This window comes from Nostoc sp. NOS(2021), from assembly GCF_017115025.1.
Taxonomy (GTDB): Bacteria; Cyanobacteriota; Cyanobacteriia; order Cyanobacteriales; family Nostocaceae; genus Nostoc.
The window spans coordinates 14,664-32,845 of record NZ_JABXKM010000093.1 but is presented as its reverse complement, the minus strand read 5'-3'; the positions used below and the strand labels follow the sequence as shown (position 1 = coordinate 32,845).

Here is an 18,182-nt window from a genome sequence, read left to right as displayed (position 1 = left end):
ACATAAGTCTTGATTCCTCGTTTTGTGGCATGGCTTTTACCCCGCTTCCATTCCTCTCCCCCACGGGGGGAGAGGCTTTGAAACCCAGTTTTAGTTTTTCTCTGCTTGTATGAAACCACCCTGCTTGTAGGGAAGGGGCTGGGGGTTAGGTCTCATAATTGTGGTCTAAATACATGAAAACTGCTGTAATTGGTGAAAATTGCGAACCCTAAAGATTATTATTTAATATTTTACCGCCCAATTCTAGAGGGGATTAAAGTTTTGCAGGTAGTGAGTGGCTGCCGCGATTTAGAGGTGCTGTTTTCAGAGTAGGATGAGAAGAGAGCGCTAACTGTCTTCTATGATTACAACTTTTGCTTTAATCAAATAACCCTAAAAGTTTCTGTCACCAAGAATTGTTAGTATTGTTCTTAACTTTAGAGTTATCACTCTTTTGAGCTTGAAGATTTTCTAGATTTTGCCGAACAGTAACCGTATTGGGATGATTTACCCCAAACACCTGCTGACGAATTTCTAAAGCTTGCAGATACAGGGGCTCGGCTTGGTCGTAGCGTCCTTGAGAATTGTAGAGATTTGCCAGGTTGTTCAGGCTGGTGGCAACAAAGGGATGTGCTTCTCCCAGCAGGCGTTTTCTCAGTTCTAAAGCTTGGAGATACAGGGGTTCGGCTTGGTCGTAGCGTCCTTGAGAATTGTAGAGATTTGCCAGGTTGTTCAGGCTGGTGGCAACAAAGGGATGTGCTTCTCCCAGCAGGCGTTTTCTCAGTTCTAAAGCTTGGAGATACAGGGGTTCGGCTTGGTCGTAGCGTCCTTGAGAATTGTAGAGATTTGCCAGGTTGTTCAGGCTGGTGGCAACAAAGGGATGTGCTTCTCCCAGCAGGCGTTTTCTCAGTTCTAAAGCTTGGAGATACAGGGGTTCGGCTTGGTCGTAGCGTCCTTGAGAATTGTAGAGATTTGCCAGGTTGTTCAGGCTGGTGGCAACAAAGGGGTGTGCATCTCCCAACAGGCGTTTATAAAGTTCTAAAGCTTGTAGATATAGCGGTTTTGCTTCGCTGTAACGTCCCATTACACGATACATTTCTGCTAAATTATTGAGACTTTCAGCAACATTAGGATGGTTATCTCCCAATAGATATTTATCAAGCTCTAATGCTTTTAAACATAAAGGTTCTGCCTCCTTGTAGCATCCTTGTTCTCTGTACATATAGCCAAGAGCGTAAATAGTATCTGTTAATAAGGGATGAGCTTCTTGCAGTATGCGCTCTTTAAGTTCTAATGATTGTAAAAACAATGATTCGGCTTCAGAGTAACGTCCTTGAGCGCGATATATTAATCCCAAATTATGAAAATCTGTAGCAATCTCAGGATTTTCTTCTCCTAAAAATCGCTTATCTAGTTCTATTGCTTGTTGCGATAACGGTTCAGCTTCAGAGTAACGCCCTTGATGATAATAGAGTAATGCCAGGTTGTTCAGGTTGCTGGCAACATTGGGATGATTTTCACCAGACAGACGTTTTGTTAGTTCTAAAGCTTGGAAATACAGCGGTTCGGCTTGGTCGTAGCGTCCTTGAGAATCGTAGAGTAATGCCAGGTTGTTCAGGCTGGTGGCAACATCGGGATGTGCTTCTCCCAAACGGGTTTGCACCGTTGATAATCCTTGCTCATACCAAGGTGCTGCTAAGGTATACAAACCTTGTCCTTTATAGAATCTGCCCAAGCCATTGAAAACCCAGAATAAATTTTTATCCTCCACAATATCAATCAGATTTTGTGCCACCTCATTTAAATGAGGAATTGACAGTTGCACTGACTTGATATCCTCAAGGGTAAGAAATTTAGGTATTTTCTGAGCAATTTCTACTAATGCTGCGGCAAAGGCTTTTTTGAAGTCATCGGCTGTGTTTAACCCTACTAATTTCCCTTGCAAAAACTCCCTAATTAAAGGATGAATTTTATAACAACTTTCTCCTTCTGCTACGCTTTGAATTAAATGGCGTTGATAAAGTTGCTTTCTCGCCTTGTCAACATCTGCCTTTGCCCAATTTAGCTGCTGACTGACAGATTCAACTATTTGCCAAGGAATGATATCTGGGGCAAATAAACTCAACAACTCACCGACACACTGTGTCATAAAATCGAGTTGTTGCCAGCTTAATTCAAATACAGCTTCCAATTGAGACTTTTCTTGGGCTGGTAATTGTTGTAAAATCTCTGCCAAAGACAAATTTGGATCTTCTGCCAAATACGCGCCGACTAATTGCAAACCTAAAGGCAGATATCCCAGCCATTTACATAAATTTGCTGCCGTTTGTGGTTCCCGTTGCACCCGCCTATCATTCTCACCCAACAAAGTTGTCAACAAATTCAAAGCATCGTTTGGTGAGAGTTCATCCAAAGTTATCTGTTGAACGGTTGAATGGATATTTCGCAACCGAGTTGTCATCAATATACGGAAGCGGTTATCTGTTGGTAGTACTTGGCGAGAATTTTTCCAGTTAGTCACATCGTCAACATTGTCCAATACTACCAAGACTAGTCCTGTTTGTGGTTGCCAATTATGCCAGCACCATTTTGCTTGTTCCTGGGAAGTCAATAAGTTTTGCGGTACTTCCAGTTTCATGTAAAACTTAGCAAACTCCACAATCTCTGCTGCTAAATCTAGTTTTCTGGCATCTAACCAGCAAAGCCCACCAGGATAATTGACTTTGTAGCGGTGTCCGTATTGTGTCGCCAGTTCAGTTTTACCCATTCCCCCCATACCAGCCACAGCCAAAATTGCTGCGCTGTCATTTTGCAGCAATTTTTTATGCACTTCTACAAGTTTCTCATCCCGCCCGACAAAGTTGGCGACACCCCGGTAAGGAATATTATTTGGAGAAGTTGACTGTAAGTGCTGAGTCGGGTAATTGTTGATACGAATATCGCCTTGATAAACTGTTCCACCCTTTACCTCAGTTTCCCATCCCCTGGCATTATCCTGGTTGCTTTGGTTCATGATGGCTCAATTCAAGAATTGGGGGGTGCATGATGAATGTTAATATCGCCTTGATAAACTGTTCCACCGTCAATCTTATTTTGCCATCCCTTGGCATTGTCTTGATTGATTTGGCTCATAGTGCTTTTGTCTACTATCTTACCAGCCTCAATTTCACGAGCCAGTGTTTCTACTTCTTTAGCAAACTCCGGTTCTTCATGTAAAATTATCTGCAAGTAAGCAGCAACTCGGTCTAAATCTGGTTTAGAGCCTTTTTCAGCAGCAAGTAGGGCTGTTTCTGCTTTCAGATTTCCCCGTAACTTACCCCAAATCTTTTTTCGCAGCTCATCTATTTTAGCAAGGGCTGCTTCAGTAAATTTCTCGACGGTTTTCTCAAATGCTTTGGTAAAAGCCAGAGTTGCGATCGCACTAGCTGTAATTGGTTCCAAAATATCCTACCTTATCCAGCGACATCTTCACTGATGGATACAATAACAGCTGTTTATATTCCAGAGAGATACAGGCTAATCCAATTTATCCCCTGAAAGTCGAGTGTACGTTATAAGGGAAAACTTTCAACGTGAGTAACAATCGCTTCAGCATTCATCAAAAAAATTGAACGTTTGCAACAAATGCTTAAACGTTTCTTATAAATGCTTCAACGTGAGTAACAATTGCTTCAGCATTCATCAAAAAAAATGAACGTTTGCAACAAATACTTAAACGTTTCTTATAAATGCTTCAAGGTGAGTAACTATTGCTGCAACATTGATAATAAAAAATTGAACGTTTGCAACAAATGCTTAAACACTTCTTATGAATGCTCGAACGTGAGTAACAATTGCTTCAGCATTCATTACATCTGTATAAGGTTCGTTTGGGTGAATACCGTATTATCTACCAGATTCAGGATCAACCCTTACTACTAACAGTGATAAAGATTGCACATCTAAAAGATTATTAAAGCTTATCTGGAAAAGCGATCGCCTATATCCCAATACGCTTGGGTTAAGGCTTAACTCCTTTGTCAAAGTCGATTTTTTAACGAACCGCAAAGGACGCATTCGCGCAGCGTCTCGTAGAGAAGAACGCAAAGGAAGAGAAGGAATTCAAAGTCTCTCTCCTTTTAGGAGAGAGATTTAGAGAGAGGCTTTCCAGATACCGTGAAAAGTCAACTAAAAATTTCACAAAATCTCTGCCAACTTTACCAGCAGACTATTTGCTAAATCCACTAACCTGATGTCATCTGTATGAATACTATTTTCTTCACCAGCTAACAAGTTTATCACAACAGATAACCTGTCATTGGTTTCAGAAATTCTCCAAGATTCTTCTAAGTTTACTGCGAAATCAAATAGCGATCGCTCTCCTAAATGCTGTCTTACCTTCACAGCTACACTATCATTACTTACCAAAAATTCTTTAATAGCATCTAATCGAAAATTACCTAATATTTCGTCATTCCCCCACGTTTCCAGCCAGTCTCCATCTACATCCTCAACGTAAAAATTGACAAAATCAACCCCGTAAGTTAGCCAGCTTTGCTGCATTTGTCGGGCTGTTGCTAAAGCTTCCGCAAATGTATCTACTTGATTGTTGCAGCTGTGAATTTCTCTTTTATTAACCATAAAAGCTGTAATTAGCAGGTAAGTATTTAGGCTATAATCCAAATCTGGAATATCAAATTCCACAAAATTCACGAAAATTTTAAATATTTGCCACCAGAAAGGTAATCACTGTTATACAGGGCCACGTTGACTAACTGGTTAACAAAATTAGCATCCTTGGGATTGTAACTTAAAAACAATCCTCTCTCGATTTCCCACGATCGCAGTGTATTTTGCCAAGCTTGGTACTTTTGGTAATTAAGTTCTTCACTAACACTGGTAACTTGAATGCACAGTGGTTGATTGTTACGACTAACAATTAAATCTGTTGCCATAGAAAGGTCGGCAATATAACGCTGCCAAAAACTACCTTCACGACTGACAATATCTTGAGCGATTAATTTAATGATATCATCATCAAGCTGATTAAATTCGCCTGCCATTAATTTTTGTTTCCAAATATAAAACTTGGAGTCACTTGCATTGAACCATCTGGGAAAGAGATAAGCATACCAATATCTCTCAATCGGCGTCATTTGCTCGAACTTTGCTTTTTGTTCTTCTTCTGAAGGTAAGGATTTGATTATCAGCCAAATTGTAGAATCCGTAATCACCTCTAGCAGAAAAGCAATCACAAAAGGTTTAGCAGTCAGGGAACCTGGCTTAATATTCTTTACCCAACGATTGATTTCATCTAATCTTCTCGCTAAATTATGATCTATCGAGGAGGCTTGCTCGATAAGGGACTTTAGCTTCTCCTTAATCTCTTTAGCTTGCAAACGATGCCCTACTTTCAGAAGATAACGCTTTTTTCACACATTTATAACTAAATCTTAACTTGAAAATGTCTTTACTTAATTTCCTGATGTCATTAAATATTCTCTAGAACGATGCCCTGTATACGTAAAACCTCCCGCAGTCGAGCAATTTCTTGTTCTGCTTGTTGGGCGCGTTCTTCTGCTTGTTGGGCGCATTCTTCTGCTTGTTGGGCGCGTTCTTCTGCTTGTTGGGCGCGTTCTTCTGCTTGTTGGGCCAGTTCTTCAGATGATAATATCAATTGATTTTCAGTAGTGAAGAATCTTAATTTACCTTCATAAACTCCCAAATAAAGTTCTAACTGCTGACTCCACAAACGTCCATCAGTGGTGGGTTGAATTTCTTGATACTTACCATCTACTAAATGAAATCCCTGAAGTTCCATTGTTACAGGGTCAAACCAGAAATAATCTGGTGTACGGAAGGTATCCTGATAAACTTGTTTTTTTAAGCCTTTATCAACTGTTGCTGTTGAACTTGACAAAATTTCCACAATCAGATTCGGATATTTGCCCTCTTCTTGCCAAACTACCCAACTCTTACGGTCTTTTTTCTGACTTCCCAAAACTACAAAAAAGTCTGGGCCACGGAAATCTTCTGATTTCTTTTGGTTAGGACTGTAGTAAATCGTCAAATTGCCAGAAGCATAAAAATCTTGCCGCGATCGCCACCATAATTTAAGTATGCGAATCAGCAAATCGATTTGGTCACGATGCAGGTCACTTTCCAAGGGTGGTTCGTGACTCAGTATATCGCCAGGAGGAAAAATAACTTCGTCCTCTGAAATTTCATCAGAGATGAATTCTAGGGTAGCAAGTTCAGACATCAGCGATCGCTCCGCGATTTACGTTCATTTTACTGAAAATTCGGTAACTTGCAGATAGCTTTGCAAACTTGTAATAACTCGATTGCACCTGGAGATTCATTCAGACTTAATAATGGCATTAACTGATAAGTTGGCTGCTGTTCATGTCTTAAACAAACAAATTGATAACGCAGTCCGTTAGTTACCAGTCCCCAAACAGATGGTTGTTGATCTAAACTTTTAAAAGCATAAGTGAGTAATTGAGGTAAACCCTCACCCACTTCGATCGCACTATTTTTCGTTTCAATCACTACAACCCAAAATGGCGGCGCAATATTACTTTGAGGACTGTTGATTGCTAGAATATCCATCCGCCCAGTAATTCTTCTGTCTTCATCTTCGATGGCGATCGCAATGCTATCTTCCATTGTCAACCGAATCGGCACATCGTAAAACCCAGCTAACCGCATTAATGGTGCAATTGTTATAAATTTAACTAAACCTTCAGAAATTTTCCCTGCGCTTGAGTAACGTTCAAAGTCGTTTCTGATTCGCAATAAATCCTGCTGTTCAAACTCAGAAAGTGGTTCTAGCCTTAAGAAATCTGCAAATGAACCATTGGAAAGCTTTTCTAGTTTGAGAAAGCGATGAACATCGTTGAGAGATAGGCTGCTAGCTTCGACTGTGAGTGTCATAGTTTCAGGCTTTGTTTGTGAAGAGTACTTACATATTGCAACATTATGATTATTCTAAACTGCAAGCTGTATAATCTGCGTTTTGCATCATACTTTAGGACTTACGCACTCGTGACGAAAAACTAAGCCTTTGCGATTACTTCGCTTCGCTCGTAATGACGTAAAATCGTAGTCTCTGCGTAAGTCCTGACTTGTATCTCCTCATGGCAAAATACTCTCAGGTTCAACAATAATTACTAATTCGTCATTACGAATTACGAATTGTTAATGACCTCTAGGTATTACACCTTTTTTGATTGCTTGGTTTTGGTTGGTGTAAGCTAAGTAACCTGGCAATTTCTGTTCAGCTTCAGGAAAATCTAAACACTGTCTGACACAAATAAGCTAAAAATAGTTTTCAGTAACAATACCGTTTGCAAATGTAATCATGTCTCAACCAACTATAGAATCAATCCTGCAAGAGAACCGCTTATTTCATCCTGCCTCGGAATTCTCACAGAAAGCCCATATTAAAAGCCTGGATGACTATCAGCGTCTCTATGCTAAGTCCAAAGCCGATCCGCAGCAATTTTGGGCAGATTTGGCTGGAACAGAATTAGAATGGTTCCAAAAATGGGATACAGTATTAGATTGGCAACCACCTTTTGCTAAGTGGTTTGTTGGCGGTAAAATTAATATTTCTTACAACTGCCTTGACAGACATCTCACTACTTGGCGCAAAAATAAAGCAGCATTGATTTGGGAAGGAGAACCAGGTGATTCGCGTACCCTCACTTATGCCCAACTGCATCGGGAAGTTTGCCAGTTTGCCAATGTATTGAAGCAACTGGGTGTACAAAAAGGCGATCGCGTCGGTATTTATCTACCGATGATTCCCGAAGCTGCGATCGCCATGTTAGCTTGTGCCAGAATTGGCGCACCCCACAGTGTAGTATTTGCTGGTTTTAGTGCCGAAGCTTTGCGCGATCGCTTAATTGATGTTAAAGCTAAACTGGTAATCACGGCTGATGGTGGTTGGCGGAAAGATGCGATCGTTCCTCTCAAGGAACAGGTAGATAAAGCCTTAGCTGATGGTGCTGTTCCCAGTGTAGAAAATGTCCTAGTTGTCAAGCGCACCGGACAAGAAACTTATATGCAGTTGGGCGGACGCGATCATTGGTGGCATGATTTGCAAAAGGGTGCATCAGCCGATTGTCCCGCCGAACCAATGGACAGCGAAGATATGCTGTTTGTCCTCTACACTTCTGGCAGCACCGGCAAACCGAAGGGTGTAGTACATACAACTGCTGGTTATAATTTATATACCCACATGACCAGCAAGTGGATATTCGACCTCCAAGATACAGATGTATATTGGTGTACCGCCGATGTAGGTTGGATTACGGGACACAGCTATATTGTCTACGGCCCCCTTTCCAATGGTGCCACAACGTTGATGTATGAAGGTGCGCCCCGTGCTTCTAATCCTGGCTGTTTCTGGGATGTAATTGAAAAATACGGCGTTAATATTTTTTATACTGCACCTACGGCAATTCGGGCATTTATTAAGATGGGAGAACAACATCCGAATGCGCGAAACCTGTCTTCGTTGCGTTTGCTGGGAACCGTCGGCGAACCGATTAACCCAGAAGCTTGGATGTGGTATCACAAAGTAATTGGTGGCGAACGTTGTCCAATTGTTGATACTTGGTGGCAAACGGAAACCGGCGGTATCATGATTACACCGCTACCAGGAGCAATTCCCACCAAACCCGGTTCGGCAACTCTTCCCTTCCCCGGAATTATCGCAGATGTCGTGGATTTAGAAGGAAACACCGTACCCAATAATGAAGGCGGTTATCTAGCGGTGCGACATCCGTGGCCAGGAATGATGCGGACAGTGTACGGCGATCCAGAACGTTTCCGCCGCACCTATTGGGAACACATTCCGCCCAAAGATGGTAACTATATTTACTTTGCTGGTGATGGGGCAAGACTTGATGAAGACGGCTACTTCTGGGTAATGGGTCGTGTGGATGATGTACTGAATGTCTCAGGGCATCGACTCGGTACAATGGAAGTAGAATCAGCCTTAGTTTCACATCCAGCGGTTGCAGAAGCGGCGGTAGTGGGTAAACCTGATGAACTTAAGGGTGAAGAAGTAGTTGCTTTTGTGACTTTAGAAGGCACTTATCAGGCAAGTGAGGAACTGAGTAGAGAACTCAAGCAGCACGTTGTCAAAGAAATTGGTGCGATCGCGCGTCCGGGAGAAATTCGCTTTACAGACGCTTTGCCCAAAACGCGATCGGGTAAGATTATGCGCCGATTGCTGCGGAATCTGGCTGCGGGACAAGAGATATCTGGGGATACTTCGACCTTAGAAGATAGAAGCGTGTTGGATAAATTGCGCGAAGGTGCGTAGCAATTTTAGATTTTGGTGAAGCAGCGCGTTATTGGGGAGCCAGTGCGTTGGGCGGCGAGCCACTCTTGTTGCATCTGGCGTGGTTTCCCCCATGAGCGACTGCTTTGAAACCTTTCCCTTTCCCAAAAACTGGGAAACCAACCCCACCCTAGAAACTTTGGGTAAAACCTACTACGAATACTACTCCCTCTCTTTATCCTCTTCGGTCAAGCTTTAGAGGATTTAGGTTGGGTATAAATCAGATATAAATCCTTCAGCGATCGCAGAGATTATCTAATCTTCTGAAAATATCAGAAACTCGCTTAGGAACGTGGATTAAATAAAATGCAAAACTTCATCCTGTATCTAGCTTCCCTCTCCAATATATCGGAGAGGGATTGAGGGTGAGGTAAGCCAGAGACATAAATTGTATGTTATTTAATTCTTATTCCTTAATATCGATTGAACAAATTACCCAGTCAAAAGAGAAGCAGCAGAAATAACCACCAAAATCCTAACGTCTAAGAATTGTAAGGGGATTTATCTATTTTGGATGTTTTTCGACACAATCTGTTAGTACGTTTTCCTCATATTTTGCACCACCGTCTGATTGTGATCAACATTCTGATCAATATTCCCGATTAATGAGAAACTTGTGTTTTGAGAACGGTAGGAATTGCCTCAAGTACTCGCTGGGCAACGTCTTCAGGTGTATCTCCCTCTCGCTCGATGATGTGCAAATCGGCTTGGGAATAAAGTGGTGTTCGTTGTTCGAGGAGCGATCGCAATTTACCTTTAGGATCAACATCTTGCAGCAGTGGTCTTGTGGTATCCTCAGCTAAACGGCTGTAAATTATCTCCACTGGCACATCTAGCCACACTATCAAACCGTGGTGCAAGTAACCCCAATTTTCTCGCCGCATTACAATGCCCCCACCGGTTGCTATAGTCAACTTTGTAAAAGCACAAACTTGTGAAAGTACGTCGCTTTCTAACTGGCGAAACCCGGCTTCACCAACTTGTGCAAATAACTGATTGACAGATTTACCTGTTGCTTGGGCAATGACATCATCGGTATCCACAAACCCATAAGCCAATTCCTTTGCCAGTAAGCGCCCTACTGTAGTCTTACCAACGCCCATAATACCAATTAAGTACAGGTTGACTCCTTGTAATAAGCTGCTCACCAGTTGCTTCGCTCCAATTCTGAGTGCTGAGTCACAGTTTCTAATTATAAACTCAACGACTCAATCTATGATTTAAAAATACGGAGTTTTGCACCTATCGCGCAACCAGATAAAATTACTTGATTTCTAATTAAGCCACTGCACTTAACAAAGACACAATATACTGATTTAGACTTACACCTTCGCGTTCAGCAGTCTCAGCTAAACGACGATGTAGAGATTTTGGCATCCGCACTAACAACTTACCACTATAACTATTATCACTGCTGGGTAAAGGAATATCATCGCTAGCTTCATAAGCTGTTTCAATCCACAATTCTCGCGCCTCATTAATGTTTGCCATTGTCTCTTCTAGGGTTTCGCCTTGGGTGAGACATCCTGGTAAATCTTTAATTTGAGCTACATATCCCCCCTCTGGATCGGGGTAAAGTGTTACAGGATACTGAAGATTTAAATAATATTCTAGGGACGGCTTCTCAATCTGCTTGTTCTTCTGGTTCAGTGTCTTCATCAATCCACTCTTCTAAATTTAATAGTTCAACTATTTGCTGTACATAAACTCCTTTAACTTTTTTTCCCCCAGTTTTGGGTGCAGTGATCTTCTAGCTTGGGAGTCTCGAAAACTATGATGGCTACCCTTAGACCTTTTTCTTCAAAGCCAAAAGCTTCCAATAAATAGCGTACTTCCTGAAACCGCACTTCTGGAGGCTGCTTGAGAAATTGCTCCACTAATTTCTTGAGTTTACTTATGGAGCGATAGTATCATATATAGTATCAGATAAAATCTGGGGATGTCTACGCCTACGCACTTTTTCACGGACAATAGAAAGGCGATCGCTAATAAACCGATAACTTATAATATAATTTTCTTCTTATAGGAGTATCCTTGGATAAAATGTCTCAGATACCAGTAATCTCAGAACACATTGAAATTACTCTGGGTGTGTGTGGGGGTAAACCGCGCATTGCTGGACACCGAATTACAGTGCAAGATATATTTATTTGGCACGAACGGATGGGGCTTTCCCCTGACGAAATTATTTATCATTATCCCAGCATCACTTTAGCTGATGTCTATGCTGCTCTAGCTTATTACCACGATCATCAAGACGAAATCAGGCAACAAATTGCAGAAGGAGAAGCCTTTGTCAGAGAAGTGCAGGCTGAAACTCCTTCGATTCTGCAAGAAAAACTAAAGAATCGAAATGACACAAAAAATTCGATTCCACCTAGATGAGAATGTCAGTAATGCTATAGCAGAAGGCTACGTCGTCGTGGTATTGATGTGACGACTACACCGGAAAAACGACTGATAGGTATATCAGATGGAGAACAGCTTTATTTTGCAATGTCTGAGAATTGGGTAATTTTCACCCATGATGATGACTTTGTGATATTTCATCAAGGAGGTGGTATGTTTATGCACGCAGGAATTATTTACTGCGCTCAGAACCGCCACTCAATTGGGGAAATATTGAGGCGTTTAATTTTAATCTGGGAAGTTATTGAGCCAGATAGAAATGATATATAAACTTGAATTTCTCTAAAGGCTTTTATTATTTTACTCAAATGCAAAAAAGCGATACCTTCTGGTGCGAGACGCTAGCGTAGCTTGCTTAATAGCAGAGGTACGCTAACGCATCCTGGGGCGACTCCAGTTTTTCAGCTTCACTGAGTATCTAGTTTGGTTACTCAGCATTTATTCTATGTATTTATATAATCCATTATAAAGATAAACTCTAACAGTATTACTACTACGACTTTGATCACCGACATTAGCAATTTCCGCAGAAGTAAAACCGCAAAGTAAACTTATAAGGAATTTGTTTTCAACGTGCATTAAGGCTTTTCCCTTTGCAAAGACTAAATCTACGTATAACTTTTTTAACTCTCAATTATTTTTAACTTATATAAATTTATCTTCTATTTGAATTGAATTCACTGCTGTTATTACTGTTATTAATGTATTTAAAGTCACTTAGGCAATAGATTAACGATTCTTCTGTGAAATCAGCATAAATAATAAACGGTAAATTTCTAACAAATTTAGTAACTTTCTTTAGGTGACTTGACAATTGCTGCTTGGGTATCTTTAGACTTAGCGAAAAAATTAATATAGCTTGTTTGAAACTTTATCCAAACAATTTCTGTCTATCTAAATAATCCGGGTTTTCACTCTGGTGTGTCATTTTAAGTATACACAATACTGTGTTCCTAACAGCACAGGATCGTTATTCTAAAAGTTCAGTTATAACAAGCCCCGCTCAATTAAATGTTTCTGACAAAGGTGTAAATTATGACTTCTTTACCGCGATCGCCCAAAAAAACCTTGCAAATTTGAAGTTTTGGCACAAAAACTACTGCATATTTTACCTGGATAAGCCTGAATTAATAAATAGTAGGATGAATGAGGCGTCAACTATGACTCGAATTCGTGACGTTGTACAAAAAGCCTTAGCAACTGGCTATTTGACAGTGGAAGCTGAAAATCAACTACGACAACTGTTGACTACCCAGTATGACTTGGAAGATTTTAATGCTTTCATGACTTTGCAGGAAGCTGCCATGACTGGTAAGGTAAAGCAGGAGTCTAGAGAGCGGTGTGGCATCAAGTAGAGACCTAGAACCTTGATTCAGTAATCATATATTGGTAGGGTAAAGACAAGGGGATGGGACTGAGCAACTCTTCCAGGAGTCAATTTATCCATTGACTTCTGCCATTTGTTGAGCATTAAGCTGAGACGCATTTAATTTTTCCAGATGAAAACCTCACAGCAAGGCTTTTAGGCTCCAAAAAGTACAATTTAGATGCGCGACAGCTTATCAGCAACAATATCACGAGCTAACCATAACTCCCAAGTCATTAACGGCATTGGCATTAAGTCACTCCAATGTTCGCATTGCTCTGGAGTACTTAATTTTGCTACTGTCCAATGTAAAGGTTGCTTGAGAAAACGATACCAATGATCAATTGTGAACCGACGCAAGTACAAAGATTTGAACGTAACCGAACTAGAATATCAGCAGCAATATTGGCTGTCTTGAGGATAAATGGGGCACAGCCATACTCACTGTCCCAGAGAGAAAGTGGTCTAGAAGACATCGATTGACACACTTTTTCTAGTTGCCCAAGCTATCGTACTATATCCCTATCCAATCGTAATCGGTTTATTTGCCGCGATCGCTGAGAAGAGTGTTTTCCATAGTCCGTTCTTTCAGTGTCATCGCCAGAAGGGTGCGACCAAGCTGTATGAGTTCCTGCTAACAACACACGCCCTTCTGTTGGTATCTGCTTGATGTATCGCTCCATTAATTTGTCTTCATCTGGTTTGGTATCTTGTATCGCTTCATAGATACTTGGCCATTTGCGTCTAAACACTGGTGATAAAGATAAGTCTGCCAGACTGTAGACATTACGGGTCAACAGTATCGCATCTGTCTATTCTGATGTTGCATCATGTGCAGCGAGAAATACTGATTATCAGCGTTGAATCTTAATTTTGGTCGTGGTCAAGAGTAATTTAGATGCGTTTACCCTGATCAGACTCCCTTTTTTTCCTTTGAGTTCAACCATAGGCGATCGCCTATGGCATTATATGCGATCGCGTAGCAGTCCGTAGGCATTCGCAGCACTCTAAATTGTCTCTGGGTCGATATTTAACTCCCGCAGTTTTGCTACCAAACGTTCTGCCTTTTGTTCTGCTTGTTCTGCCTTTTGTTCTGCTTGTTCTGCTTTTTGTTCTGCTTGTTCTGCCTTTTGTTCTGCTTGTTCTGCCTTTTGTTCTGCCTGTTCTGCCTTTTGTTCTGCTTGTTCTGCCTTTTGTTCTGCTTGTTCTGCCGTTTCTTCTGCTTGTTCTGCCGTTTCTTCAGGTGTTGGTACTAGTTGCCCATCTCGTGTAAAAAACCGCAATAGACCCTGATAAATTCCCAGATATAACCCTAGCTGATGACTCCACAAATGTCCTTGCTCCGAAGCTTGTAGAGGTTGATATTCTCCATCTACTAAATGAAATCCCGCAAATTCTTGTGTGTAAGGGTCAAACCAAAAATAATCATGGGTACGAAAAGTATCTTGATAAATTGTTTTCTTTAAATCTTTGTCAGTCTTAGCTGTTGATTCCGAAAGAATTTCCAAAATTACATTCGGATATTTGCCATCTTCTTCCCAGACTACCCAACTTTTACGGGTTTTGCGTTCAGTTCCCAGGACTACAAAAAAGTCTGGACCCCGGAAATGTTCTGATTTGCGTTGGCGTGGACTGTAGTAGATAGTCAGGTTTCCAGCCGCATAGAAATCATTTCTATCTCGCCACAGCCATTTTAGACATTTTAGCAAGAGCATAATTTGCTCTAGATGTAGTTCGCTTTCCAAGGGAGGCTCATCACTATATAAATCACCAGGGGGAAATATAACATCTTGGCAGATGCCTTGTTGAGAATCTAATTCTTGAGCAATGGTCATAGAATGGAGACGGCATCAAGTAGTTATGGGTTTATTGTAGCAGTGTTGTACTTGGCGATCGCATAGCGTGCCGTAGGCATTCACCTATTTTTAAGGTAAGGGTAAATAAACTATTCTGTCTTGATATTCATCTTCTTCTGAAGCCAAAGCAGCTATTATTAATTCTTCTATATTTTCACCAATACTCAAGTTTTGATTGAGGATGAAAATTCCTGATATGTGATGATTAACAGCGATATGATCAGCTAAATGTCCTGGCATAGAAGTTCGGTTGTTTGTCACAAGTACAAAATTCTTCTCCTCACACCAAGATATAATTACTGGATAGAGTCAACTTTTCGGTGGAGTTTCTGATTCTCCTACTAGCTTGATCATAATATCTCGATCAAACCTCCGAATTGGTAAATCGTCGATACACAATTCTGGAAAATATGCAAGCTGCCAATCCTCATCTCAGCTATCAGCTTTTGCGTCAACAGTTGGGACACTTCCTCTTTAAATATGATGACGTTCACAAAAGCGCCTCTGTGCTGAGTGGGGGTGAATTGGCAAGATTAGCGGCGTAGCCCGCCGCAGGCATCGCTATAATCAGGATCTCAGAAATTGACCTGCTGATTCTCGATGAGCCAACTAATAACCTAGATATAGCCACCGTTGAGCAAATGGAAGGTGGTATTAACTAATACAAAGGGGCGCTGTGGGTGATTTCCCATGATTTAGACTTCCTTAGCCAAATTAACATTAGCCAAAGTTTCAAGGTGAGTGAGCAAACCTTGCAAATGACGACTTATTTACCCAGTACACCTAAGCAATATTATCAAGAGTTACTGGAATCTCATAAAACTTAACTAAGATTGCTCTCATTGGCAGTAGTAATATCAAGCACTGAAGGGATATCTAAGCTAGTTGTTGTATCTTCCCAAAGATTGTCATATTTCATAAAATTTCATCAAGCATCTTTTTTACTGAGCTAGTCTAGCGATCGCCAACCCCAAATCTCTAACTCCTCAGCAGAAGCCGTAAAGCATACGGGCAAGTTATAATTCTCTTGCGGATCAACGTAACAAAAATTTATGAGTAACCCCCTTGTGCAAGCCTTTTTCGTAGGCAGAGCGGTAGCTGAAGTAGTCAATGAGCGTTTAGAGGTCGCCTTGACCGATGCTTTAAGTGATTTGGGCAAATTTGATGCCGAAGCTAGAGAGCAGTTGCGCCAGTTTACAGAAGAAGTCCTAGAGCGGGCAAATCGGGCAGCAGAAACAGCTAATGCTGGTCAATCTACCACAGGTAGTAGGCAAGCCAGTTCTGAATCAGGTGACTTGCAAGCAGATATTGATGAATTACGAGCAGAAATTGCCCTGTTACGAACAGAATTGCAACATTATCGCAGAACTTCCGCATAAATTTTGTCATTAGTCATTGGTCATTAGTCATTAGTAAAAAATTGTACGCAAATGACAAAGGACAAATGACAAAGGACACTTAAGAAAAAACAGTTTAGGAATCAGAGTGTCTTTTCTTCCAGGTGATTCGATCGCAAACCAACGGTACACAAAGCATATGGAACAAGGTTATTCAGAAAAGGCATACCGTTGGAATCGGGAAAACTACTCTAGCAGACGGCGTTTTGTGGACATTTGGTCTTTTGTCTTGACCTTAATGTTCAAGCTTTGGCTATACAACAAATCTTGGAGTTACGCGGGTGGAGTAACTGAAGTCAAGCAAGCTGCAAGACGCAAAACTCAAGCGGTCTGGATTCGTAATACCCTGCTGGATTTAGGGCCAACCTTCATCAAAGTCGGGCAATTGTTTTCTACCCGTGCTGATATATTCCCTGGTGAATATGTAGAAGAACTAGCCAAATTACAAGACAAAGTACCGGCATTTAGCTATGAGCAAGTAGAAGCGACCATTGAGAAAGAATTAGGCAAGAAAATTCCTGAACTATTCCATAATTTTGAACCTATTCCCCTAGCTGCTGCTAGCTTGGGGCAAGTACACAAAGCTGTGCTGTATACTGGGGAATCAGTTGTTGTCAAGGTGCAACGTCCTGGACTCAAGAAGTTATTTGAAATAGATTTACAAATTCTCAAGGGAATTACTCGCTATTTTCAAAACCATCCCAAATGGGGAAAAGGGCGAGATTGGTTGGGTATTTATGACGAGTGTTGTCGTATTCTTTGGGAAGAAATTGATTATCTTAACGAAGGTCGTAACGCCGATACTTTTCGCCGGAACTTTCGCGGCTACGATTGGGTGAACGTCCCAAGAATATATTGGCGTTATGCCACGTCCAGAGTGCTGACTTTGGAATATCTCCCTGGAATTAAAATTAGCCAATACGAAGCTTTAGAAGCAGCAGGTTTGGATCGAAAGGCGATCGCTCGTCAAGGCGCTCAAGCCTATTTAATTCAGTTACTCAATAGTGGCTTTTTCCACGCCGATCCCCACCCAGGCAATATTGCCGTTAGTGCAAGTGGGGCTTTAATATTCTACGATTTTGGCATGATGGGGCGGATTAAAGCCAACGTCCGCGAAGGATTGATGCAAACCCTGTTTGGTATTGCCCAAAAAGACGGCGATCGCGTTGTGCAGTCTCTGATCGATTTAGGCGCGATCGCCCCAACGGATGATATGGGCCCAGTGCGGCGTTCCGTCCAGTACATGCTGGATAATTTCATGGATAAGCCCTTTGAAAATCAATCGGTCGCAGCAATTAGTGACGACCTTTACGAAATAGCTTATAATCAGCCATTTAGATTTCCAGCAACCTTCACTTTTGTGATGCGAGCCTTTTCTACTCTGGAAGGGGTAGGCAAAGGTTTAGATCCAGATTTTAACTTTATGGAAGTTGCCAAACCATATGCAATGCAGCTTATGACCGATATGAATGGTTCTGAGGGGAATAGCTTTCTTAACGAATTAAGTCGCCAAGCAGCTCAAGTAAGTAGTACTGCGTTTGGTCTACCACGTAGATTAGAGGATACGCTAGAGAAGCTAGAACGGGGAGACATGCGCTTGCGCGTTCGTTCTATAGAAACTGAACGGCTGTTGCGGCGGCAGAGCAGTATTCAGCTTTCAATAAGCTATGCTCTGTTAATCAGTGGTTTCACACTTTCAGCTACGATCTTAGTGGTTAGCAATCATGCATGGTGGGCACTAGTTCCTGGTTTAATTGCAGCAGGGCTTTCAGTAATCGTGATCCGATTACTTTTACGCCTTGACCGTTACGATCGTATGTATTAATTGTTGCAAAAAAAAT

Annotated in this window: 22 protein-coding genes and 1 pseudogene; 9 read left to right on the top strand and 14 right to left on the bottom strand. The window is 41.4% G+C overall.

What is annotated here, in order from left to right; genetic code table 11:
• Window positions 1–385: 385 nt before the first annotated feature.
• Together HWQ41_RS11510 and HWQ41_RS11505 are read right to left on the bottom strand one after the other, a co-directional pair.
• A complete protein-coding gene (locus HWQ41_RS11510; protein ID WP_292762717.1) occupies window positions 386–2,992 on the bottom strand; it encodes a tetratricopeptide repeat protein in 2,607 nt (868 codons plus the stop codon).
• 11 nt (window positions 2,993–3,003) lie between these two features.
• A complete protein-coding gene (locus tag HWQ41_RS11505; RefSeq protein WP_292762715.1) occupies window positions 3,004–3,420 on the bottom strand; it encodes a hypothetical protein in 417 nt (138 codons plus the stop codon).
• A gap of 392 nt (window positions 3,421–3,812) precedes the next feature.
• On the opposite strand from HWQ41_RS11505, the gene HWQ41_RS34285 reads away from it, so the two are divergent.
• A complete protein-coding gene (locus tag HWQ41_RS34285) occupies window positions 3,813–3,935 on the top strand; it encodes a type II toxin-antitoxin system RelE/ParE family toxin (RefSeq protein WP_366931656.1) in 123 nt (40 codons plus the stop codon).
• A 220-nt stretch (window positions 3,936–4,155) separates the two neighbouring features.
• On the opposite strand, the gene HWQ41_RS11500 is transcribed toward HWQ41_RS34285, so the two are convergent.
• The 4 genes from HWQ41_RS11500 to HWQ41_RS11485 form a co-directional block, all read right to left on the bottom strand.
• Window positions 4,156–4,599 (bottom strand): hypothetical protein, encoded by a 444-nt coding sequence (locus HWQ41_RS11500; protein ID WP_292762738.1) that lies wholly within the window; start codon window positions 4,597–4,599, stop codon window positions 4,156–4,158.
• Window positions 4,600–4,667: 68 nt separating this feature from the next.
• Window positions 4,668–5,357 carry a hypothetical protein gene (locus HWQ41_RS11495; protein ID WP_292762713.1) on the bottom strand — a complete coding sequence of 230 codons (690 nt, stop codon included), beginning with the start codon at window positions 5,355–5,357 and terminating at the stop codon, window positions 4,668–4,670.
• 92 nt (window positions 5,358–5,449) lie between these two features.
• Window positions 5,450–6,220: a Uma2 family endonuclease gene (locus tag HWQ41_RS11490; RefSeq protein WP_292762712.1), complete on the bottom strand. Its 771-nt coding sequence runs from the start codon at window positions 6,218–6,220 to the stop codon at window positions 5,450–5,452.
• A 29-nt stretch (window positions 6,221–6,249) separates the two neighbouring features.
• Window positions 6,250–6,894, bottom strand: coding sequence for a restriction endonuclease subunit R (locus HWQ41_RS11485; RefSeq protein WP_292762710.1), 645 nt, complete (start codon window positions 6,892–6,894; stop codon window positions 6,250–6,252).
• A gap of 427 nt (window positions 6,895–7,321) precedes the next feature.
• On the opposite strand from HWQ41_RS11485, the gene acs reads away from it, so the two are divergent.
• Together acs and HWQ41_RS11475 are read left to right on the top strand one after the other, a co-directional pair.
• Window positions 7,322–9,295, top strand: a complete 1,974-nt coding sequence (gene acs, locus HWQ41_RS11480; protein WP_292762707.1) for an acetate--CoA ligase — start codon at window positions 7,322–7,324, stop codon at window positions 9,293–9,295.
• 91 nt (window positions 9,296–9,386) lie between these two features.
• Window positions 9,387–9,512 carry a hypothetical protein gene (locus HWQ41_RS11475; RefSeq protein ID WP_292762705.1) on the top strand — a complete coding sequence of 42 codons (126 nt, stop codon included), beginning with the start codon at window positions 9,387–9,389 and terminating at the stop codon, window positions 9,510–9,512.
• 403 nt (window positions 9,513–9,915) lie between these two features.
• Here HWQ41_RS11475 and HWQ41_RS11470 read toward each other — a convergent pair whose 3' ends face one another.
• The 3 genes from HWQ41_RS11470 to HWQ41_RS11460 all read right to left on the bottom strand — a co-directional run bounded on the left by HWQ41_RS11470 (window position 9,916) and on the right by HWQ41_RS11460 (window position 11,190).
• Window positions 9,916–10,461, bottom strand: a complete 546-nt coding sequence (locus HWQ41_RS11470; RefSeq protein WP_292762702.1) for a shikimate kinase — start codon at window positions 10,459–10,461, stop codon at window positions 9,916–9,918.
• 130 nt (window positions 10,462–10,591) lie between these two features.
• Entirely contained in the window at window positions 10,592–10,972 is a 381-nt protein-coding gene (locus HWQ41_RS11465; RefSeq protein WP_292762700.1) for a type II toxin-antitoxin system HicB family antitoxin, read from the bottom strand.
• Window positions 10,973–11,025: 53 nt separating this feature from the next.
• On the bottom strand, window positions 11,026–11,190 hold the full coding sequence (locus HWQ41_RS11460; protein WP_292762697.1) for a hypothetical protein: 165 nt from the start codon (window positions 11,188–11,190) through the stop codon (window positions 11,026–11,028).
• Between the two features lie 166 nt (window positions 11,191–11,356).
• On the opposite strand from HWQ41_RS11460, the gene HWQ41_RS11455 reads away from it, so the two are divergent.
• Together HWQ41_RS11455 and HWQ41_RS11450 are read left to right on the top strand one after the other, a co-directional pair.
• Window positions 11,357–11,698, top strand: a complete 342-nt coding sequence (locus tag HWQ41_RS11455) for a DUF433 domain-containing protein (protein WP_292762696.1) — start codon at window positions 11,357–11,359, stop codon at window positions 11,696–11,698.
• Between the two features lie 48 nt (window positions 11,699–11,746).
• Window positions 11,747–11,992, top strand: a complete 246-nt coding sequence (locus HWQ41_RS11450) for a DUF5615 family PIN-like protein (protein WP_292762695.1) — start codon at window positions 11,747–11,749, stop codon at window positions 11,990–11,992.
• 171 nt (window positions 11,993–12,163) lie between these two features.
• Here the strand turns inward: HWQ41_RS11450 and HWQ41_RS11445 are convergent.
• Window positions 12,164–12,412: pseudogene (locus tag HWQ41_RS11445) on the bottom strand (NB-ARC domain-containing protein); the annotation flags it as partial.
• A 470-nt stretch (window positions 12,413–12,882) separates the two neighbouring features.
• Here HWQ41_RS11445 and HWQ41_RS11440 point away from each other — a divergent pair.
• The gene (locus HWQ41_RS11440) at window positions 12,883–13,077 is read left to right on the top strand and encodes a hypothetical protein (protein ID WP_292762694.1); all 195 of its coding nucleotides are present in this window, start codon (window positions 12,883–12,885) and stop codon (window positions 13,075–13,077) included.
• 188 nt (window positions 13,078–13,265) lie between these two features.
• Here the strand turns inward: HWQ41_RS11440 and HWQ41_RS11435 are convergent, their stop codons facing one another.
• The 4 genes from HWQ41_RS11435 to HWQ41_RS11420 all read right to left on the bottom strand — a co-directional run bounded on the left by HWQ41_RS11435 (window position 13,266) and on the right by HWQ41_RS11420 (window position 15,205).
• The gene (locus tag HWQ41_RS11435; RefSeq protein ID WP_292762692.1) at window positions 13,266–13,448 is read right to left on the bottom strand and encodes a hypothetical protein; all 183 of its coding nucleotides are present in this window, start codon (window positions 13,446–13,448) and stop codon (window positions 13,266–13,268) included.
• 146 nt (window positions 13,449–13,594) lie between these two features.
• Window positions 13,595–13,885 (bottom strand): hypothetical protein, encoded by a 291-nt coding sequence (locus tag HWQ41_RS11430; RefSeq protein WP_292762690.1) that lies wholly within the window; start codon window positions 13,883–13,885, stop codon window positions 13,595–13,597.
• A 210-nt stretch (window positions 13,886–14,095) separates the two neighbouring features.
• The gene (locus HWQ41_RS11425; RefSeq protein WP_292762688.1) at window positions 14,096–14,923 is read right to left on the bottom strand and encodes a Uma2 family endonuclease; all 828 of its coding nucleotides are present in this window, start codon (window positions 14,921–14,923) and stop codon (window positions 14,096–14,098) included.
• A gap of 90 nt (window positions 14,924–15,013) precedes the next feature.
• Window positions 15,014–15,205: a hypothetical protein gene (locus HWQ41_RS11420; protein WP_292762685.1), complete on the bottom strand. Its 192-nt coding sequence runs from the start codon at window positions 15,203–15,205 to the stop codon at window positions 15,014–15,016.
• A gap of 116 nt (window positions 15,206–15,321) precedes the next feature.
• Here HWQ41_RS11420 and HWQ41_RS11415 point away from each other — a divergent pair, with 116 nt between their 5' ends.
• The 3 genes from HWQ41_RS11415 (at window position 15,322) to HWQ41_RS11405 (ending at window position 18,166) form a co-directional block, all read left to right on the top strand.
• Window positions 15,322–15,489 (top strand): hypothetical protein, encoded by a 168-nt coding sequence (locus HWQ41_RS11415; RefSeq protein WP_292762683.1) that lies wholly within the window; start codon window positions 15,322–15,324, stop codon window positions 15,487–15,489.
• A gap of 507 nt (window positions 15,490–15,996) precedes the next feature.
• Window positions 15,997–16,323: a DUF6825 family protein gene (locus tag HWQ41_RS11410; RefSeq protein WP_292762680.1), complete on the top strand. Its 327-nt coding sequence runs from the start codon at window positions 15,997–15,999 to the stop codon at window positions 16,321–16,323.
• Window positions 16,324–16,480: 157 nt separating this feature from the next.
• Entirely contained in the window at window positions 16,481–18,166 is a 1,686-nt protein-coding gene (locus tag HWQ41_RS11405; protein ID WP_292762737.1) for an AarF/ABC1/UbiB kinase family protein, read from the top strand.
• Window positions 18,167–18,182: the final 16 nt, after the last annotated feature.

Coding starts and splice junctions, on each gene's coding strand:
- HWQ41_RS11510 (WP_292762717.1), bottom strand. CDS start 2,992: ATGAACCAAAGCAACCAGGATAATGCCAGGGGATGGGAAACTGAGGTA.
- HWQ41_RS11500 (WP_292762738.1), bottom strand. CDS start 4,599: ATGGTTAATAAAAGAGAAATTCACAGCTGCAACAATCAAGTAGATACA.
- HWQ41_RS11490 (WP_292762712.1), bottom strand. CDS start 6,220: ATGTCTGAACTTGCTACCCTAGAATTCATCTCTGATGAAATTTCAGAG.
- HWQ41_RS11485 (WP_292762710.1), bottom strand. CDS start 6,894: ATGACACTCACAGTCGAAGCTAGCAGCCTATCTCTCAACGATGTTCAT.
- acs (WP_292762707.1), top strand. CDS start 7,322: ATGTCTCAACCAACTATAGAATCAATCCTGCAAGAGAACCGCTTATTT.
- HWQ41_RS11475 (WP_292762705.1), top strand. CDS start 9,387: ATGAGCGACTGCTTTGAAACCTTTCCCTTTCCCAAAAACTGGGAAACC.
- HWQ41_RS11465 (WP_292762700.1), bottom strand. CDS start 10,972: ATGAAGACACTGAACCAGAAGAACAAGCAGATTGAGAAGCCGTCCCTA.
- HWQ41_RS11455 (WP_292762696.1), top strand. CDS start 11,357: ATGTCTCAGATACCAGTAATCTCAGAACACATTGAAATTACTCTGGGT.
- HWQ41_RS11440 (WP_292762694.1), top strand. CDS start 12,883: ATGACTCGAATTCGTGACGTTGTACAAAAAGCCTTAGCAACTGGCTAT.
- HWQ41_RS11425 (WP_292762688.1), bottom strand. CDS start 14,923: ATGACCATTGCTCAAGAATTAGATTCTCAACAAGGCATCTGCCAAGAT.
- HWQ41_RS11410 (WP_292762680.1), top strand. CDS start 15,997: ATGAGTAACCCCCTTGTGCAAGCCTTTTTCGTAGGCAGAGCGGTAGCT.
- HWQ41_RS11405 (WP_292762737.1), top strand. CDS start 16,481: ATGGAACAAGGTTATTCAGAAAAGGCATACCGTTGGAATCGGGAAAAC.